Origin of the sequence: Myxococcus sp. XM-1-1-1 (genome assembly GCF_020037095.1) — a bacterium.
GTDB lineage: Bacteria > Myxococcota > Myxococcia > Myxococcales > Myxococcaceae > Myxococcus > Myxococcus fulvus.
Map to the genome: position 1 here is coordinate 153097 of NZ_JAIQDH010000010.1, position 18704 is coordinate 171800.

Genomic DNA, 18704 nt, shown 5'->3' on the forward strand with positions numbered 1-18704 from the left:
GAACCAGCGACTTGGTGTCATTGAGAGTCCCGGTCCTGGGCCCGATATTGGACTCCAGGCAAGCCAATGCCGTGGGGCCTCGGGCCCCGGGAGAACACATGCTGACCGTGATGGGAGCGACCGGGAACACCGGCAAGAAGGTGGTGGAGCTGTTGTTGGAGGCGGGCCAGGACGTGCTGGCCCTGGGACGCTCGGAGGAGCGCTTGGGCGAGCTGGCGGCGAAAGGCGCCAAGGTGCTCGCGGGCGATTCGGAGGACTCGGCGTATCTGACGCGGGCCTTCCGTGGCGCCGAGGCCGTCTACACGCTGCTCCCCACGGACCGCGAGTCCGCGAGCTACCACGAAGCCCAGCGCCGCAAGGGCGAGGCCATCGTCCAGGCGCTGCGTGACAGCGGCGTGCGACACGTCGTCGCGCTGAGCAGCCTGGGCGCGGACCTGGCCGAGGGTACGGGTCTGCTCGCCACGCTGCATGCGCAGGAGCAGCGTCTCCGGACGCTGAAGGACACGCACGTGCTGCTGCTGCGTCCGGTGTCCTTCTTCGAGAACTTCCTCGACGCGCTCCCCGTCATCGAGCATGAGGGCGTCAACGCGGACTCCGTCACGCCGGACCTCGCCCTGCCGATGATTGCGTCACGCGACATCGCGGAGGTCGCTGCCCGAGCGCTCGTTCGACGCGACTGGACGGGCGTCGTCGTCCGCGAGCTGCTCGGTCCCCGGGACCTGAGCTACCGCGAGGCCACCCGCATCCTCGGGGAGCGACTGGGTCGCCCCGGTCTCGACTACGTGCAGCTCCCGCCCGAGGCGATGCAACAGGCGCTCATGCAGGCCGGAATCTCCGAGACGTTCGCCGGGCTCTATGTCGAGATGACACAAGCCTTCAACACGGGGCGCATCCAGCCTCGCGCGGGCAGGACTCCCGACAACACGACCCCGACGCGGTTCGAGGACTTCGTCGCCACGCTCCGGTGAACACCATGCTCGAAACCCTGCTGCCCCTCCTGACGTGGGCGTCCCTGCTCGGCTGCGGCCTGATGGCGGGCGTGTTCTTCGCCTTCTCCACCTTCGTGATGAAGGGCCTGGAGCGAGTGCCTCCGGCGACGGGCATCGCCGCCATGCAAGGCATCAACACCGCCGTGATGCCGAGCGTGTTCCTGGGGGTGTTCATGGCCACCGCCCTCGCCTGCGCGGGGCTGGTGGTGTGCTCGGTGTTCACCTGGGCCCAGCCGGCCGCGCGCCTGCGACTGCTGGGCGGCATGCTGTACCTGGTGGGCTGCTTCGGGGTGACGGCCGGGTTCAACGTCCCGCGCAACGATGCGCTGGCGAGGCTCTCCGCACAGAGCGCGGAGGCACCGGCGTACTGGGCGCGCTACCAGTCGGAGTGGACGGCCTGGAATCACGTGCGGACCCTGGCGTGCCTGGGGGCGCTGGTGAGCCTGGTGCTGTCGCGGGACTGAGGCGTCAGTCCACCTTCGCCACGCGGTTGCGGTCGCCGAGGAACTCCTCCACGCCGTGCGCGATGGCCTTGGCGACGTCCGTCTGGTACGCGCCCGAGGCCAGCCGCTTCTCCTCCTCCGGGTTGGACAGGAACGCGGTCTCCACGAGGATGGCCGGCATCTTCACGCCGAGCAGCACGTAGAACAGCGCCTCCTTGTGGCCCAGGCCCTTGATGTCCGAGTACTTGCGGGACAGCTCCGTCACCAGGCTGCGCTGCACCTGGTTCGCCAGCCGCGAGGACTCCTCGGTGTTCGCCTTGGTCGCCAGGTCCGCGAGGATGAACTGCAAATCGCTGATGCCCTTCTCCGACGACGCGTTCTCGCGCGCCGCCAGGCGGATGGAGTAGCGGTCCGCGGACGTGTTCAGCGTGTACGTCTCGATGCCGCGCAGCTTCCGGCTGGTGGCCGCGTTGCAGTGGACGGAGATGAACAAATCACCGCGCTCGGTGTTGGCGAACTTCGCGCGGTCCTCCAGGCGGATGAAGCGATCATCCTCGCGCGTCAGCACCACCTCCAGGCCCTTCTCGCGCAGCAGGTCCGCCAGCTTGAGGGAGATGGACAGGGCCACCTCCTTCTCGCGCGTCCCCTCCTTACCGATGGCGCCCGTGTCGTGACCACCGTGACCGGGGTCGATGATGACGCGGCGGACCTTCAGCCCCAGCTGCTCGGCCAGCGTCAGCTCCGCGCGGCGCGACTGCTTCGCCACGGCCTTGAGGCGCGCCTGCGCGACCTCGTCGTCGACGGGACGGGTGATGGGCTTGGGGGGCTCGACCGGGCTCTTCTGCTCGGCCTTCGGGGCCTCTGCGACCTTGACGGGCTCGGGCTCCGGACGGCGCTCCTGCGCGCGAGGCGTCTCCGACTTCGCCGAGGCGACCTCCACCGGCGCGGACGGCTTCACGTCCACCGCGGGCGTGGGCTGCGACGCCGGCTCGGCCGGCTTCGTCACGGAGGCGACCTTGCCCGTCTCCACCGGCTTCGACGTCTGGGACTCCTTGGCGGCCAGCGCCGAGGCGACGGCGGCGTCGAGGCCGCCCTTGCTCTCACCGGACGGCTCACCGCCCACGGGGGTGGTGGGGTCCAGGCGAGGGATGATCGGGGACGGCTCGCGGGCCAGCTTCTCGATGGCGCCGACGAGCGCGGACGCGGGCTTCTCGGCCGGTGTCTCGACGTGGGCCACGGCGGTGCCCTTGTCCTCCTTCGCGGGGACGGGCGTGGGGGTCGGCTTGCGCGCGGGGGGCGGCGTGACCTTGGACGCGGGGAGCGAGGCGAGCAGCGCCTTCATCTCCTTCGTCTGGTCACCCTTGCTGTTGACGGCGAGCATCTCGGTCAGGACGCGACGGGCCTCCTCGGGGCGATCCGTGCGGTGGACGTGGATGCGCGCGAGCGCCAGGGCGGCGTCATCGGCGAGCCGGTGCTTGGGGTATTCGGTGCGCAGCTTGTCGTAGTCCGCGATGGCGGCCTTGAGGTCCTCCTCGACGAAGGAGATGCGGCTGAGCTCCTGGAGCAGCTCGCCCGCGGTGAAGAGGGCATCCGGGGCGCGGTCCGACTTGGGGTGGGCCTTGGCCACCGCCTGGAACTTGTGCACGACGTTGAGCCAGTGGTGGCGCAGCTTGCGCCGGGCGGCGTCGTCCTTCAGCGCGTAGTAGGCGCGCCGGGCTCCCTGGTAGGCGTCCTCGGCCTCGTTCCGCTTCGCGGCGCCCACCGTGCCCGGGACGAGCAGCAGGAGGATCAGCGCGAGCAAAAGGCGTGGGGACATGAAGAACCTCCGGCGGGCTGGGAGCTACAGGCGTGTGTCACACAGCCCCACGTCACCGGCAAATTTTCGACCCCCTCCGAGGGCTCGTCAGCGCAGCCACCCGAGCACGCCGGCCAGGTCCTGGTCGATGACCCGCGCCCAGCCGGGCTCCCGGGGCACCACCGCCGCGAGGACCTTGGTGCCGTTGCGCACGGGCGCCCTGCCCGGCCGTACCCGCGCGCGGACCTCCATCTTCACGTCCTGACGGAAGTAATGCGCGGGGAAGACGACCTCGCCGCCCTCCTCCGGCAGCGGCCCGTCCGGCGTCAGCCACACCAGCGCGCCCAGGCGCAGGGGCTCCACCTCGGAGCGCACGAGCCGCTTCGCCTCTCGGGTGAAGAAGATGCCCGCGAGGATCAGCCCGAGGAGCACGCCCCAGGGGACCAGGTTGGTGCGCAGGGCCTGCGAACGGGCGAAGCGCTCCTCGCGGGGCTGCCCCGGAGCCGCGGGGTCCACCAGCAGCTTCACTGTCGCGCCCTTCCCGAGGCCCTCGGCGTCCTCGGCGAAGGTCCTGACGCCGGAGACGGAGTGCTCCACGTCCTGGAAGGTGTAGAGCACCTCCAGGGTGGCCTCGGCGCCGACGCGGGCATCGACGGGAGGAAGCCGGGTGGAGACGATGGTCCCGTCGACCTCCTCGGCGCGGGAGGTGAAGCCCTGCTCCTCCACGAAGTGGCGGCCGGCCCACAGGGCCACCGCGCCGAGCAGCGCCACGAAGGCCAGCCCGAGCACGGCGTCACGCGCGAGGCGGCCCACCGCGCCGGGGACCTGCGTCAGACGGACCTTCCGAGGTGCATGAGGGATGGCGAGCTGCATGGCGCCACGAGCCTACACGCGATCCGCCTTGGCGCCAGCCGCTCGCGCACGGGCACGAGCAAAGGAGCCTCAGCGAGGTGCTTGGGTCACGCCCTCGATGCGGGACGGTGAGCCCCGCGCGGCTTTTCGTCGACGCGGTCAGCCCTGCGCGGGGAGCTTCACCCAGACGCCGCGGAAGCGCTTCTTCGCCGGGTCCTTCAGCTTCTTGCACGCGGTGCCATCGACAGGGACGGTGCCGTCGTCGCTGAGCAGGAGGATCTCCTCCGCGTCCTCGGGCGTGAAGAACGCCTCCGGGTTGAAGCCCGCGAGGTCGACGGTGCTCGCGAGCACGGGCGCGTCGTCCCCGCCCAGCCAGGTGAACAGGCGCGAGGTGCCCGAGCCATCCGTGCCGCCGCTGATGATGAGGTATCGGCCATGCCACCAGGACAGCGAGCGGATGCCCATGCCGCCCAGGTCCACGAGGCGGGGTTCGCCCACCTGCGCGGATTGCCCTTCGAGCACCATCTGCACGGGGTTGAGCACGGGGACGAGGAGCGCCTTGCCCTGCGGAACGGGGCTGCGGAAGCCGACGTATATGGACGCGCCATCCGCCATCGCCGTCATGCCCTCGATGTTGAGCCCCCCCTCGGCCTTGGGCGCGAGCGGCTCAGCCTCCGCGAGCCGGAGGCCCGACAGCTGCGGCGCCGCGAGCAGGTCATCGAGGAGCTGGGTGTAGGGCCGGCCCACGAGCTGGGGCTTGCCGTCGACCTCCTCGGTCGCGAAGAAGCGAAGCCGGCTGGGCGCCTTCTTGCCGGAGCTGTTGCGCCCGTGGGACGTGAGCCAGAACGAGTAGGTGCCGAGCCCCGTCGCCGCCTCGATGTCCGCCTCGGGGGGCTTCTTCTTGTGAGCGGGGAGCTCCAGGTCGGGCGACAGGTCCACGCTCTGCACGGGAGCACCGCCGCGCCGGGCGTCGTAGACGCGGAGGATGTTGTCCTCGTCATCGCCCACGACGAACAGCGAGCCCCCGAGGGCCACGGCCCCGGAGGCATCACACATGCCCTCGAACACGAGGACATCCCGCCCCGACCCGCCCGCGGCCGGAGCACTCTCTGGCGTCGAGGACACACCACGGGCCGCACAGCCCGTCACGCAGATTCCCAGGATGATGGAGGCCAGCCTCATAGACCCCCAGATCTCGTCACGAGCCAGGCGCCCGGGAAGCCCCCATGACGTGACTGTGGGTTGAGTGACAGTTCCCCGCACCATCGCCAGCGAGCGTCACCGCGTGACGCACCTGCGTCGTCCTGGAACGCGCGGCGCGGCCTGAGACCGCTCCGGACCACGGGCGCTGGGCCGGTACGTCCCTTGCTCAACAGCGGGGCCATGGTCCCGTGGAGGCGGTCTCCGGGGCCCCACCCTTTCGCGTGGCGTGAGTCCTCCCATGAAGATCACCTTCGACGGCATCGAGTACGAGACCGACGACACCTCCCAGAAGGACGCCCTCGCGCGCGCCATCGACACCTGCGCGGAGACCTGGAAGCTCGACCAGGCCATCACCGCGCTGCGCTTCAAGTCCTTCGGCAACGAGACCGTCTCGGGGACGGTCATCGCGTACATGGAGAAGCGGCGCAGTCAACTGGAGACGCCGCAGGTGACCTTCACCCAGGGCTTCGTCTTCCGGGATGACCGGAAGAAGTGCACGGTGTGCACGACGCCGCTGGAGCTGGAGAAGTACGGGACGGGGAGCGACTGGTTCAGCAGCTCGGACTTCAACCAGTTCATCTGCGGCTCCTGCGCGATGAAGCAGTCCTCCAACATCAAGACCTGCTCGACGACGGGTTGCACCCGGCTGTTCTGGGCATGCACCAGCCGGACGACCTGCGCGGACTGTTACTCGCGGCAGCATTACGAGGGCCTGGCGGGAGACCGGGTCATCACCATGAGCCAGGTGAAGCTGGACGTCCCCCAGTACCATGGCGGCGTCTACGCGGAGACCCTCTTCCGCAACTTCATCAAGGCCCAGACGAACATCGACTCCATCTGCGTCAGCAGGAACAACGGCATCGACCTGGTCTTCATCACGAACGGCGATGACGACTACGACCTGCTGACGAACTGCATCGGCGCGGCCAAGACGGTCCATGTCAGCACCTCGCGCTACCCCTCCCGGGACCGCAAGTCGCGCATCGAGGTCAAGCGAGGCCGCGTCATCCACTGCGTGGAGGTGAAGGTGAACGACGCGCAGTGCTCCAAGGCCCAGAAGAACGCCCAGGAGTTCGTCAATGACCGCATCAAGCGGGCGCTGAAGGGAGAATACGGCGACGACGCCCTGGCGGGCGCGGGTGAGGTCGAGCGCGCCATGAACAAGGGCGCGGAGTTCGAGCTGCACCTCATCCGCGTGTCGATGCCCCGCTTCGGGAGCGACGAGTACACCCAGGGCGCGCCGGTCACCGCGGTCCGCTACCCCTGGGGCGAGACGAGGGTCACCGGCGGCACCGAGATGACGCTCCTGGCGCAGTGCAACAGCATCACGTACATGGACAGCAGCTGGATTGGAGACATCGGCGAGCGCATCGCGATGCAGTTCCTGGAGCAGCTCGGGTTCGACATCCGCGGGCCGGTGCAGAACAACACCGGCAACGGCGTGGACATCACGGCGAAGCTCAAGCACACGCCCACGAGTCCCCGCTGGGCCTTCTTCGAGGTGAAGGCCAGCACCGCGAAGTTCCAGACGTCGCTGGAGCACGCGGAGGAGGAGCAGTGGATGTTCGTGATGGACCGCTGCTCCAAGGCCGTCATGCACATCCAGAACTACAAGGGCCTCGGCGCGTACCAGGGCACCTCGGTCCACCCCACCGTCGCGACGGTCAGTGACTTGTTCTGGGACTTCCAGTCCCCCGAGCACTGGGAGACGAGGGCCCTGTACTTCCGCGTGGCGGTGCGTCTGCCCAACCCCGGCCAGAACGACGCGCCCCAGGTGAAGCTGCTGCTGTGGGCCAGCCCACGCAGCCAGGGGCCGAAGGCCCTGAAGAAGGACCCCATCCCCCAGCCGCTGTTCATCGGCTACGGAGGGTCGTCGTTCCCCACGCCGACCAGCAGCGTGGGCAAGGTGTCGATGCAGACGTTCGCGCAGCACCCGCTCGGCGGGCGCTACGACAACGCGCACTCCTGCTTCGTCATGGGCTGTGATTGCTCACTGTTCGTCGCCTCGAGCCCATTCTCCAAGACGTGCAAGACGTGCCTGCACGACCACGGGAGCTGAGCGCGAGGGACCTGAGCCGCGGTGCCTACGTCTACTAGACTTCTTCAAACGTCGTCCCTGTTGCACCGATACGGTCCAGGGTTTCCTTGATGTCCTCACGGACAATCAGCGCGATAGCCCAGCCCTGCGGGCGGAAGACCTTGGCGTCACCCACCTGCGAAGGATTGATACGCATTCCCCGCACGTTCCTGTACTTGCCCACCTTCTCGGGCCGTCCGTCTTCTGGGGTCCATTTCCTGATGTGCCTTGACGCTTGTTCGTCAATGCACTGAATGAGCTGGGTCGACACGAGAATGAAGAACGAGTCGGGCTGGCCCTCAATCGCCACAGGCACGGTTTGCACTTCTTCCGGAGCGAGTTCCGAAAGCACGGAAGCCACGCGGGCATGGACTACGGGTGCCGCGAACGCCGCGAGTGAGAAATCAAGCGCCTTGCCGGGCACCGTCACGGGGAGCTTCAAGGGCCCCAGATCCGTGAGCCGCTGGCCCCGATAGAACATCCACGGATCCTCCACCTTCTGGCCGTGAGCGTCGGTCGGAGTGCCGAGCATCCAACGGCCCGGAATGCTCATGTTGTCGCTCAGGTCGAAGTAGCGCATTGGCATGGGGGGCCATTTTGACGGTCCTAGGTGCCCGTCACCAGCCTGTTGAGGTCGGACCCCTGCGTGGCGACTTCCCCCGCCAGATCGCGCAACTCCGCGGTCAGTGCTTCGCGGCATTGCTGCATGGTGCGGCAGCCCTCCGTTGCGTCCGTCAGACGCCGGAAAACCTCCTTGTGGTAGTCAGACGGGTGAGGCCCCTTGTGTCCCTTGACGCGGACAATGTTGGCCGAGTCGTCCAGCGACATGCCCGCCTTGTCGAAGATCTCCTGAAACTGAGGTGACCACGGGCCTGCATCCTTCGTGGACTTCCACCACTTGTTCGTGGCGATGTGGTGGTCATGGCCTTCCGTGTCTACCGGAGCGGCAGCCGTGCCGCCCAGGGCCCGTGCCGTCATGGCAATGGCGTTGGGGGCGAGTGCGACGGTGACGGAGTCGCCCGACACAGCCACCGCTCCCACCTCGCCCACGGCCGCAAGGCGGATGCCCGCGCGGCCCCCGGCCAGTGCCGCCGCCTGGGCTGAACCGGGCAGCGTGGGCACCTTGCTGGCGAAGCCCGCCGCCGTGTTGCCCACGGCCACCGTCGCCAGCAGCACGAAGGCGCGTGCCGCATTCTGGCCCATGACGTTGCCGTAGCGCTCGCCCGCGTCGCGCAACTCGTCAAACGTGGTCGCCCGGTCGGCTTCTTCCACCAACCGTTTGAAGCCCGCTATCAGCGTCCAGAAGGTGTCCACTCCCAGGTAGACGATGGCTGTTGCGGTCATGACCGCAGCCAGCCCCTTGCTCACGGGCTCGGGCACCGACCAAAGGACCATGTAGAGGGTCATTGTCCACAGCGCGGCAGACAGCGCCGCGTGCGGGTCGGCCATGCTCTTGAAGGCGTCCAGCATCTCTTCGAGGACGACGCCGTGGGCCAAGGCCATAGCCAGCGTGTAGCGCCCGTCTCCGGTGACGCCGGAGCCATCCACCAGCAGGCGCAGACAATCGCCCTTGCGCCCGGTGCGCTCGCACCAACGCAGATACGCCTGCGTCAGTTCCACTTCCGCTGGGGACATGTCCGAGGCCACTGCGGCCCCGTCCAGTGGCGTCAACTGCCGAGTCCTCTGATTGAAGAGGTAGACACCACCTCGGTCATCCACTCCCATCACGTTCCGCGCGGCTTGCTCGGGATTGACCGGAGGTCGCATCGCCCGCGCCAGCCGCGCAACGGCGTCCTTGAACTCGCGCCGCTCCACCTCCACCGGCGCGGCTTCGCCGCTGGAGAGCGCGAAGATGACTGGCGGCTCCCGGCCCGTTTCCAGGCGCGCCATGCGCCCCGAGGCACAACCTGTCACCCAGGCCAGCAGCAGCACGGCTGCGCAATGCACCCTCATTGTTCCCCCAGCAGGAAAGAACGCCTCAGGGCCGGCCGAAGTCCTGAACCCAATAATTGTACGTGCTGCCCGGCACGATGGAGTTACCGACGCCCACGTGAGTGTGCGCCGGGCTCATGATGTTGTTGCAGTCGCGAGGATTGGCCATCCAGGCAGTCACCACCGCCTCCGCGGAGATGTAGCCCGCGGCGATGTTCTCCTCCATGTATGACAGCGGGGTGTAGCCCCTGCTCGTCACACGACGCAAAGGCGTCTGACCATCCAGGCTGATGTATCCAAGGTAGCCATTCGTGGCCATGTCCTGGGCGTGCGCGCGTGCGGCGCAGACCAGCGTCCCGTTCATGGAGAGCGGGGGCACCGGCACCTTCGCCACCCCACCGCAGGATGCACCGGCGGCGCGTTGCTGGTTGATGAGCGAAAGCACGGAGCTCTCCTGCGGTGAGGGGAAGCAGCCGACGGTCGAGCGGCTCTCGACGGTCTGCAGATCATCCGTGGGCAGGCGGCTGGTTTCGCTCGTGGGCGTGGTCGTCTGTCCCGCGTCACAGCCCCCCATCAGGGCAGCGCAAAGGAACAGGAGGGGAAACGAGGAGGAGGACGTCATGGCGAGGACCCCTTGGGAGAAAGCAGACTAGTCAATTATTGCAGTTTTTTGACTCCAAGGGGAGGCCCGCCACCTCTCGGGCACGCGGAACGCACGTGTGTACTATGGGCGCCCCTATGACCAACCATCGACTCTCGTGGCACCTGAGCATCCCCGCCCTCGCCGCGCTGTTCCTCCTCGTGGCCACGCCCGCCGTGGCCCAGAAGTCGATTCCTCCCGAGAAGGCACCTGCCAGCCCCCTCGCGATGACGGCGAAGATGCTGGACGACAACACCTACGTGAAGGTGACGTACCACTCGCCCCGCATCCAGGACCCCAAGACGGGCGAGAAGCGGCAGATCTTCGGCAAGCTCGTCCCCTATGGCGAGGTGTGGCGCCTGGGCGCGAACCAGGCCACGGAGCTGACCACCACGGGTGACATCGAGCTCGCCGGCAAGAAGCTCGCCGCCGGCACCTACTCGCTCTTCACCCTTCCCCAGGCCGACAAGTGGACCCTCATCGTCAGCAAGGACGTGGGCCAGTGGGGCGCGTACAAGTACGACAAGACGAAAGACGTGCTGCGCGTGGACGTTCCCACGAAGAAGTCCGCCGACACCTACGAGGCCCTCACCATCACCATCGATGTGAAGGCCCCCGCGCTCAACTTCGCCTGGGAGAACACCCAGGTCTCCGTCCCCCTGAGCGTCGCCAAGAAGAAGTAACCGCGTGGGCTGCGGCGCCGGGTGCAGGTCCGCGAACCTCGCCCGGCCCGGTCCTCCACCCGGACAGGAAGGGCAAGGTGGAGTCGGCGGAGGGGCATCCGTAGCGCACGCCTCTCAAAGGCCTGCACTTCGAGTCCCTGCAGGCCGCACAGGCCTGCCTCGACGCGTGGGAGGCGCGGTGGGCGGGCCGGACGCAGCGTCGCCGCCCTCTGCACCGGGACAGGCCAAAAGGGACTCTTGGGCAGGCGGCGTGGAAGTGGGCTTGCAGACAGCGGAAGCCCCTGGGTGGTCGTGTCCCTATGAGTCGGAAACGAACCGCTGCCGGTATTCGGAGGGGGTCACTCCGAGAGAGCGCTTGAACGCACGGTGCAGCGTCTCCAGCGTACCGAAACCCACTTCACGGGCGATCTCCTTCACGGTCCACCGTGTCGTCTCGAGCAATCCCCGCGCCGTCTCCACCCGAATCCGTTCGATGTACTTCGCGGGCGTCGCACCAATCTGGGCGTGAAACTCACGGGCGAAGTTCCGCGGGCTCATCGCCGCGCGCCGCGCCAGAGCCTCGACGGACAGGTCCTCCTTGAGGTGCTCCGGCAGCCACTCCTGGACCTCGCGGATGGGGTTGCTGGAGGCCCACTGGGAAGCCATCTGCACGCTGAACTGGCTCTGCCCCCCAGGGCGCCGCAGGTAGACCACCAGCATCCTGGCCACCTGCCGCGCCACCTTCTGGCCCAGGTCCTCCTCCACCAATGCGAGCGACATGTCGATTCCACTGGTGACGCCTGCGGACGTCCAGACGTTGCCATCGCGGATGAAGATCTGGTCCGGGCTGACTTCGCACAGGGGGTGCTGCCGTTTGAGTTCCTCGCCCGCGACCCAGTGAGTCGTTGCGCGTCGGCCATCGAGAAGTCCTGCTCGAGCGAGCAGAAAACTGCCGGTACAGACGGACGCGATGCGGCGGACCCGATGGGCCAGCAGTCGCAGTTGAGGCGGGAGCTCTGACACGGCTTCCGGCTTGAGGGTAATCTCCCCTCCGGGGACGAGCAGCGTGTCCACGGGCTCCCGGAGCTTGTCGAGCGCGACCGTGGCATGGATGAGCAGCCCGCCCTTGGTCTTCACCGCGCCTTGCTGCGTCGCGGCGATCTCCACCTGGTAGGAAGGGCCATTCGGGCCCACCACCCACGAGGCCATCTGGAACACAGAGGATGGGCCGGCGATGTCCAGGAGCTGGACATCGGGATAGGCGACGATCAGGACCCTTCGCACCGAGGGGCTGCTGGCAGTCATCGTCAAATCATTGGCAGCCCCGTCGAGCCTGCCAACCGTAAAGTAGCGACTGTCTGCACGGAAACGCTCTCGCGGCAACACCTGGGTGCCAACTTCCGTCGCAGACCCCGCTCTCTGCGCAACAACTCACACCAAACAACTCACTGAGACCGCCAAAGCGGTCACGTACAAGGAGCAACACACGCCATGTCTCTCATTCGATCGCACAAGCTCAAGAAGTACGGCTGGATCCCCGACCTTCCCGATCAGCGAGATTTCCTTTATGCGGCTCCCACACCAATCCAAAGCAATCTGCCGGCCAAAGTCGACCTGACACCGCAGTGCCCACCCGTCTACGATCAGGGTCAGCTCGGCAGCTGCACTGCGAACGCCATCGCCGGTGCTATCGAGTTCGACCAGAAGATGGAGAAGTTGACTGAGTTCATTCCCTCCCGGCTCTTCATTTATTTCAACGAGCGCACCATCGAGGGCACTGTCAACATCGACTCTGGGGCCATGATCCGCGACGGCATCAAGAGCGTCGCCAATCTCGGTGCATGTCCTGAGTCCGATTGGCCGTACGACATCAACAACTTCGCCGAGAAGCCGCCGCAGGCCGCCTTTACAAACGCAAAACAGCACCTCGTGGTTCTCTACCAGCGCCTCATCCAAGAACTCAATACCCTCAAAGGCTGCCTCGCCTCCGGCTACCCCTTCGTCTTCGGCTTTACAGTATACGAGTCCTTCGAAAGTCCTGAGGTCGAGCGTACAGGCATCATGCCCATGCCCCGCTCCAGCGAGCAGCCGGTCGGTGGCCACGCCGTACTCGCCGTTGGCTACGACGACGAAGCTCGCCAATTCATCGTCCGCAACTCGTGGGGCCCCAACTGGGGCCTGGACGGCTACTTCCGCATGCCCTACGCCTACCTCACCAACAGCCGCCTCGCCTCTGACCTCTGGACAATCCGCAGTACCAAATAATCCGACTTGAGGGGACCATCGTGGGGTCCTTTTCGCATAGCGAGTGGGACTCCGCGGAAACGGAGCAACTTCAGTTAGTCGCGATGGCGGCCGTGGGGGGAGAGGTCCGCGAACCTCGCCCGACCCGCTGTTCCCAGGTAGAGGGACACCCCCAGCGACAGCCCGCACAGCGCCGCGATGTAGTGCGCGGGCGCCAGCGGGTGCGTTTTGATGAGGAGGGTAATGACCAGCGGTGTCAGCCCGCCCACCAGCGCATTGGACACGTTGTACGAGAACGACAGCCCCGAGTAGCGCACCGCCGCTGGGAACACCCGCACCATCACCGTGGGAACCACGCCCACCACGCCCGCGCAGAAGCCCACCATCACCGACAGCGCCGTCAGTCGCTCTGGTGTCGAGCCCACACCGAGATACAGCGCATAGGTGGAAGCCGCCATTGCCAGGCACCCCAACCCGAGCGCCCGTGCAGGGCCCAAGCGGTCCGCCAGGAGGCCGAAAGCGACACACCCCAACGTCAGACTCAACGTGGCCGCGCTTCCGGCTTCCAGCGCCTCGATGGCGGGCAGATTGTAGAGACTCTGCATCAAGGTGGGAGCCATGAGGATGACAACCATGAGGCCGCCAGCAATCAGCGCGGTGAGCAGCACGGAGACTATCACCCCGGCGCCATGGCCTCGCAGCACCACCTTCAACGGCAGTTCCTGTACCAGGGCCTTGCGCTGGCGCAGCTCCTCGAAGACGGGCGACTCGGAGAGCCAGCGGCGAAGGAGCACGGCCAGCAGGCCGAACACGCCCCCTGCCAGGAAAGGCAGCCGCCAGCCGAAGGTCAGCACGTCCTGGGGCGCCATGCCCTTGTTCACCGCGGTGGCCACCAGCGTGCCCAGGAGGATGCCAAAGGAGAGCCCCGCGCAGAGCGTGCCGCAGGCCAGCCCCACGCGGCGCTCCGGCACGTGCTCTGCGACGAAGACCCAGGCACCCGGAACCTCTCCCCCCACCGCCGCCCCCTGCAGGATGCGCAGCACGAGCAGCGCCAGCGGGGCTGCATGGCCCGCCATGGCATAGGTGGGCAGCAGGCCGATCAGCAGCGTCGGCACCGCCATCATGAACACGCTGAGCGTGAACATGCGCTTGCGACCAACCCGGTCGCCGAAGTGCGCCATGATGATGCCCCCTAGGGGGCGAGCCAGATACCCGGCCGCGAACACCCCGAAGACCTGGAGTTGCCGCAGCCAGTCCACCATGTCCGCCGGAAAGAAGAGCATTCCGATGACCACGGTGAAGAAGACGAAAATGATGAAGTCGTAGAACTCGAGCGCGCCCCCCAAGGATGCGAGAGCGAGTGTCCTGATATCCCGGGCACTCAGCAGGTGGCGGGCGGCCTCCTGCCGCGCCTGGGACTGTGCGGTCCGCATGGAGGCCACAGCATGCAAGGTTCAAGTGCGGGTGGCCATACATCCTCCCGCGCCAGGTGTCGGTAGGTCCACGCGGACCTGCAGCGAGACAGCCTGCTCGCGGTGCCCCATCTGTCGTGGGTCACTGGAACCCCCGAGGGCTGTGCGCGCAGACGGTGGACTACTCCAGCTCGCGCTGGAGCTTCGCCAACAGGTTGAGCGCGTCCAGCGGCGTCAGGTTGTTGATGGCCGCTGACTTGAGCGCCTCCAGCGCCTTCTGATGCGACGCAGGCAGCGCGGGAGCCGGGGCCACGGGCTCACCGAACAACCCCAGCTGTCCCGCCGCCACGGCCGCCTTCTTCGGGTTCTGCCGCACCGCGACCCGAGGCCGTCCCGCGTCGTCCAGCTCCCCGGACTCCAGGTTCTGGAGCAGCTCGCGCGCCCGACCCACCACCTCCGTCGGCAGGCCCGCCAGCTTCGCCACCTCGATGCCGTAGGAGCGACTCGCCCCTCCCGGAATCAGCTTCCGCAGGAAGATGACCTTGCCGCCCTGCTCCTTCACGGCGATGCACAGGTTCTTCACCTTGGACCGCTCACGGGCCAGGTCCACCAGCTCGTGGTAGTGCGTGGCGAACAGCGTGCGCGCGCTCACGTGGTCGTGCAGGTGCTCCGCCACCGCCCACGCGATGGACAGACCGTCGAACGTCGACGTGCCACGGCCAATCTCATCCAGGATGATGAGGCTCTTGTTCGTCGCGTGGTGGAGGATGTGACTGGTCTCCGTCATCTCCACCATGAACGTGGACTGACCGCGCGCCAGGTTGTCCGCCGCGCCCACGCGCGTGAAGATTCGATCACACAGGCCGATGCGCGCCGCCTTCGCCGGAACGAACGAGCCCGCCTGCGCCATCAGCGCCGTCAGCGCCACCTGCCGCATCACCGTGCTCTTGCCCGCCATGTTCGGGCCGGTGATGACCAGCAGCTGCGCGTCCTCCGGGTCCATCCGAACGTCGTTGGGAACGAAGGACTCCCCCGCCCCCAGCATCCGCTCCACCACCGGGTGCCGTCCCGCCGTGATGCTCAGCACCTCCGACGCGTCCACCTCCGGCCGCGTGTAGCCGTACTCCGACGCGCACCGCGCGAAGGACAGCAGCGCGTCCGCCGTGGCCACCGCCTCCGCCGCGGAACGGATGCGCGGGGCCGCCTGCGCCACCTTCGCCCGCAGCTCCTCGAAGAGCTGCAGCTCCAGCGCGCACCGGCGCTCCTCCGCCGTCAGCACCTGCTCCTCGTGCTCCTTCAGCTCCGGCGTGACGAACCGCTCCGCCCCCACCGTGGTCTGCTTGCGGATGTAGTCCGCCGGCACCAGGTGCAGGTTCGACTTCGTCACCTCCAGGTAGTACCCGAAGACCTTGTTGTAGCGGATCTTCAGCGATCCGATGCCGGTGCGCTCCTTCTCCCGCGCCTCGATCTTCAGCAGCACGTCCTTGCCGGACGTCGACAGCTCCACCAGCCGGTCCAGCTCCGCGTGGTACCCCTGCCGGATGAAGCCGCCTTCCTTCAGCGCCACGGGAGGCTCGTCCACCACCGAGCGCGCCAACAGATTCGCCAGCTCCGGCAACGCCGTCAGCGGCCCCGCGAGCGACTGGAGCAACGGCGCCTGACACCGCGCCAGCGCCGCGCCCAACCGCGGCAGCTGCGCCAACGAAACCCCGAGCGCCCGCAGGTCCCGCGCGTTGCCCGCGCCCAGGGACAGCCGGCCCGTCAGCCGCTCCAGGTCCGCCACCTCCTTGAGGATGCCCGTCAGCTCCTCACGCCACACGCTCTTCGCGGACAGCTCCTCCACCGCGTCCAGCCGCGCGTGGATCTCCGGGAGCGACCCCAGCGGAGAGGCCAGCCAGCGCGCCAGCTTCCGCGCCCCCAGGCTCGTCACCGTCCGGTCCAGCACCCCCAACAGCGAACCCTTGCGCCCACCGTCCCGCTGCGAGCGCAGCACCTCCAGGTTCGCGCGAGAGGACTCGTCCATCAGCAGGCTGCCCGAGCGCTCCTGCCGGCTCAGCCGGTCCACGTGCGCCGCGGGCGTCTTCTGCGTGTCCTTCAGATACCGCAGCGCCGCGCCCGCAGCCCCCGTGGCCAGCGGCGCGTCATCCAACCCGAACGCCGACAGCGACTGCACCGCGAAGTGCGAGCGCAGGTAGCCCGCCGCCCGGGCCGGCTCGAAGGCCGCGACCTCCCCCTCCGCCACCGCCGGCACGCGAGGCAGCCGCGAGCACAGCTGCGCCACCTCCGCCGAGTTGCGCTGCCCCGCGGGCACCAGCAGCTCCCGAGGCTCCACGCGAGACAGCGACTCCGCCAGCTCCGCCGCCGAGCCCGCCTCCATCGCGAGGAACTCGCCGGTGGACGCCTCCAGCAGCGCCCCACCAAAGCCCTTCTCGTTCCAGTACACGGCGGCCAGGAAGTTGCTGTCGCGAGGCTCGAGCACCTCCTCGTCCAGCACCATGCCGGGGGTGATGACCCGCGTCACCTCGCGCCGGACGATGCCCGGCCCGCTGCCGGCCTCCTCCACCTGCTCGCAGATGGCGACCTTCAGGCCCTCGCCGATGAGGCGCGCGATGTACCGGCGCGACGAGTGGTACGGGATGCCGCACATGGGCACCTTGTCGGCGCCCTTGGCCCTGGCGGTGAGCGTGATCTGGAGGATCTCCGAGGCCTTCACCGCGTCCTCGAAGAACATCTCGTAGAAGTCCCCGAGCCGGAAGAAGAGCACCGTGTCCGGGTGCAGCGCCTTCACCTCGAGGTACTGGCGCATCATCGGCGTCAGGGACGCGATCTCCCTCGCGCCCGAGCCTTCGCTCGCCTTGTCCCCGTCCGGCGCGACGTCCTGCGTCGGGTCCACGGGAAGCTCCACCGCTGCTGCCTTGGCTGCCTTCATCTGCTGCGTCACGGCCATCCCCGCCCTTCTCTCATGCCCCCACCCCTGGATCAACGAACCGCTGACCCTACCCGCCCGGTTTCCCTATCATCCACCACCGACATTTCCGCTCGCGCCGTCGCGAAAACGGATGCAGCCGTCCATGGGCGAGTGCATCTTCCGCGCCGCCATGGAGTCGCCTCCCCCCTCGACCGCCCCCAGGACACGCAGCCCGACGCCCGTACCCGCGCTCTTCCGGGTGGCGATTGCTCCGCTCCGGGCCTTCTTCCAGCTCCAGACCAGCAGCGGCATCCTGCTGGCCGTGTGCGCCGTGCTCGCCATGGCCTGGGCCAACTCGCCGTGGGCCGCGTCCTATGAGGGCCTCTTCGACGCCCGGCTGTCCTTCGGGGTGGCGAGCACCCACGCGACCTTCACCGTCCGCCAGCTCATCAACGACGGGCTGATGACGCTGTTCTTCTTCCTCGTCGGCATGGAGGTCAAGCGCGAGCTGAGCGCCGGGGAGCTGCGCACGCCGGCCCGCGCCGTGCTCCCGCTCATCGCGGCCCTGGGCGGCATGGTGGTGCCGGGCCTGCTCTACGCCGTCATCAACGCGGGCTCTGCCGCGCAGGCGGGCTGGGCCATCCCCATGGCCACCGACATCGCGTTCTCCATCGGCTGTCTGTCGCTCGTCGGCTCACGCGTGAGCCACGGGCTGGTGGTGTTCCTCACGGCGCTCGCCATCTTCGATGACATCGGCGGCATCCTGGTCATCGCGCTGTTCTACGGCACCGGCGTGCACGGGGGCTGGCTCCTGGCCGCGGGCGCGGTGGTGGCGGTGCTGGTCGCGCTCAACCGCTTCTATGTCCGCAATGGCATCCCCTGGCTGCTGGCCGGCGCGGCGCTCTGGTTCACGATGCACCACGGCGGCATCCACGCGACGCTGGCGGGCGTGGTGATAGGGCTGTGCATCCCCTCGCGGCCCACGAGGCCCGGGCGCGAGGTGCTCGACGACCTGTCCGTCTACATCCGGGACTGCACCGGGCGCGCCGAGGACGAGTCCATGCGGGGCGCGCAGCTGCTCTACATCGAGGAGCGCCTGGAGGAGCTCGAGCCGCCGCTCAACCGCTTCGAGCACCTGTGGAAGGGCTGGGTGGCGTACGGAATCGTCCCCCTGTTCGCGCTGGCGAACTCGGGCATCCCGCTGGCGGGCATGGGCTGGGGAGACCTGCTGTCGCCCGTGCCGCTGGGCATCATCGTCGGCCTCTTCGTGGGCAAGCAGGTGGGCATCCTCGCCTTCACGTGGGGGGCGGTGCGGCTGGGCGTGTCGTCGATGCCGGGCGGCGGGAGCCTCGCGCAGCTGCACGGGGTGGCGGTGGTGGCGGGCATCGGCTTCACGGTGGCGCTGTTCGTGGCGGGGCTGGCCTTCGGGGACCAGCCCGCGGTGCTGAACGAAGCGAAGCTGGGCATCGTGGTGGGCTCGCTGCTGTCGGCGCTGGTGGGGTATGTCCTGCTGCGCTTCGTGGCGAAGCCGGCGGTCGCGGTCTAAC

General features: G+C 68.0%; 15 protein-coding genes. 6 read left to right on the forward strand and 9 right to left on the reverse strand.

Translation table 11 applies throughout. The features are described 5' to 3' along the window. Window positions 1-98: 98 nt before the first annotated feature. The gene (locus tag K8640_RS21045; protein ID WP_223748651.1) at window positions 99-968 is read left to right on the forward strand and encodes an NAD(P)H-binding protein; all 870 of its coding nucleotides are present in this window, start codon (window positions 99-101) and stop codon (window positions 966-968) included. A gap of 5 nt (window positions 969-973) precedes the next feature. After that, window positions 974-1453, forward strand: coding sequence for a DUF1772 domain-containing protein (locus K8640_RS21050; RefSeq protein WP_223748652.1), 480 nt, complete (start codon window positions 974-976; stop codon window positions 1451-1453). Window positions 1454-1457: 4 nt separating this feature from the next. Here K8640_RS21050 and K8640_RS21055 read toward each other — a convergent pair whose 3' ends face one another. The 3 genes from K8640_RS21055 to K8640_RS21065 form a co-directional block, all read right to left on the reverse strand. Further along, window positions 1458-3248, reverse strand: a complete 1791-nt coding sequence (locus K8640_RS21055; RefSeq protein ID WP_223748653.1) for an N-acetylmuramoyl-L-alanine amidase — start codon at window positions 3246-3248, stop codon at window positions 1458-1460. An 87-nt stretch (window positions 3249-3335) separates the two neighbouring features. Next, window positions 3336-4100, reverse strand: a complete 765-nt coding sequence (locus K8640_RS21060; RefSeq protein WP_223748654.1) for a DUF3592 domain-containing protein — start codon at window positions 4098-4100, stop codon at window positions 3336-3338. Between the two features lie 138 nt (window positions 4101-4238). Beyond that, on the reverse strand, window positions 4239-5261 hold the full coding sequence (locus K8640_RS21065) for a DUF3616 domain-containing protein (RefSeq protein WP_223748655.1): 1023 nt from the start codon (window positions 5259-5261) through the stop codon (window positions 4239-4241). Window positions 5262-5520: 259 nt separating this feature from the next. On the opposite strand from K8640_RS21065, the gene K8640_RS21070 reads away from it, so the two are divergent. Further along, complete coding sequence (locus K8640_RS21070; RefSeq protein ID WP_223748656.1) at window positions 5521-7341, forward strand: hypothetical protein; 1821 nt, start codon at window positions 5521-5523, stop codon at window positions 7339-7341. A gap of 34 nt (window positions 7342-7375) precedes the next feature. Here K8640_RS21070 and K8640_RS21075 read toward each other — a convergent pair whose 3' ends face one another. Genes K8640_RS21075 through K8640_RS21085 form a run of 3 tightly spaced genes read right to left on the reverse strand, consistent with a single transcriptional unit; the run spans window position 7376 to window position 9913 of the window. Further along, window positions 7376-7945, reverse strand: a complete 570-nt coding sequence (locus tag K8640_RS21075) for an imm11 family protein (RefSeq protein WP_223748657.1) — start codon at window positions 7943-7945, stop codon at window positions 7376-7378. Window positions 7946-7965: 20 nt separating this feature from the next. Further along, window positions 7966-9291, reverse strand: a complete 1326-nt coding sequence (locus tag K8640_RS21080; protein WP_370640368.1) for an AHH domain-containing protein — start codon at window positions 9289-9291, stop codon at window positions 7966-7968. A 46-nt stretch (window positions 9292-9337) separates the two neighbouring features. Beyond that, window positions 9338-9913, reverse strand: coding sequence for a CAP domain-containing protein (locus K8640_RS21085; protein WP_223748659.1), 576 nt, complete (start codon window positions 9911-9913; stop codon window positions 9338-9340). 116 nt (window positions 9914-10029) lie between these two features. Between K8640_RS21085 and K8640_RS21090 the strand changes: the two genes are divergently transcribed. Then, window positions 10030-10614 (forward strand): DUF2911 domain-containing protein, encoded by a 585-nt coding sequence (locus tag K8640_RS21090; protein ID WP_223748660.1) that lies wholly within the window; start codon window positions 10030-10032, stop codon window positions 10612-10614. A 297-nt stretch (window positions 10615-10911) separates the two neighbouring features. Here the strand turns inward: K8640_RS21090 and K8640_RS21095 are convergent, their stop codons facing one another. Further along, complete coding sequence (locus tag K8640_RS21095) at window positions 10912-11979, reverse strand: GlxA family transcriptional regulator (protein ID WP_223748661.1); 1068 nt, start codon at window positions 11977-11979, stop codon at window positions 10912-10914. Window positions 11980-12084: 105 nt separating this feature from the next. On the opposite strand from K8640_RS21095, the gene K8640_RS21100 reads away from it, so the two are divergent. Continuing rightward, on the forward strand, window positions 12085-12858 hold the full coding sequence (locus tag K8640_RS21100; RefSeq protein ID WP_223748662.1) for a C1 family peptidase: 774 nt from the start codon (window positions 12085-12087) through the stop codon (window positions 12856-12858). Between the two features lie 74 nt (window positions 12859-12932). On the opposite strand, the gene K8640_RS21105 is transcribed toward K8640_RS21100, so the two are convergent. Beyond that, a complete protein-coding gene (locus K8640_RS21105; RefSeq protein WP_223748663.1) occupies window positions 12933-14270 on the reverse strand; it encodes an MFS transporter in 1338 nt (445 codons plus the stop codon). A gap of 160 nt (window positions 14271-14430) precedes the next feature. Further along, the gene (mutS, locus tag K8640_RS21110) at window positions 14431-17196 is read right to left on the reverse strand and encodes a DNA mismatch repair protein MutS (protein WP_223748664.1); all 2766 of its coding nucleotides are present in this window, start codon (window positions 17194-17196) and stop codon (window positions 14431-14433) included. A gap of 151 nt (window positions 17197-17347) precedes the next feature. Here mutS and nhaA point away from each other — a divergent pair, with 151 nt between their 5' ends. Next, window positions 17348-18703: a Na+/H+ antiporter NhaA gene (gene nhaA, locus K8640_RS21115; protein WP_223748780.1), complete on the forward strand. Its 1356-nt coding sequence runs from the start codon at window positions 17348-17350 to the stop codon at window positions 18701-18703. Window position 18704 lies beyond the last annotated feature (1 nt).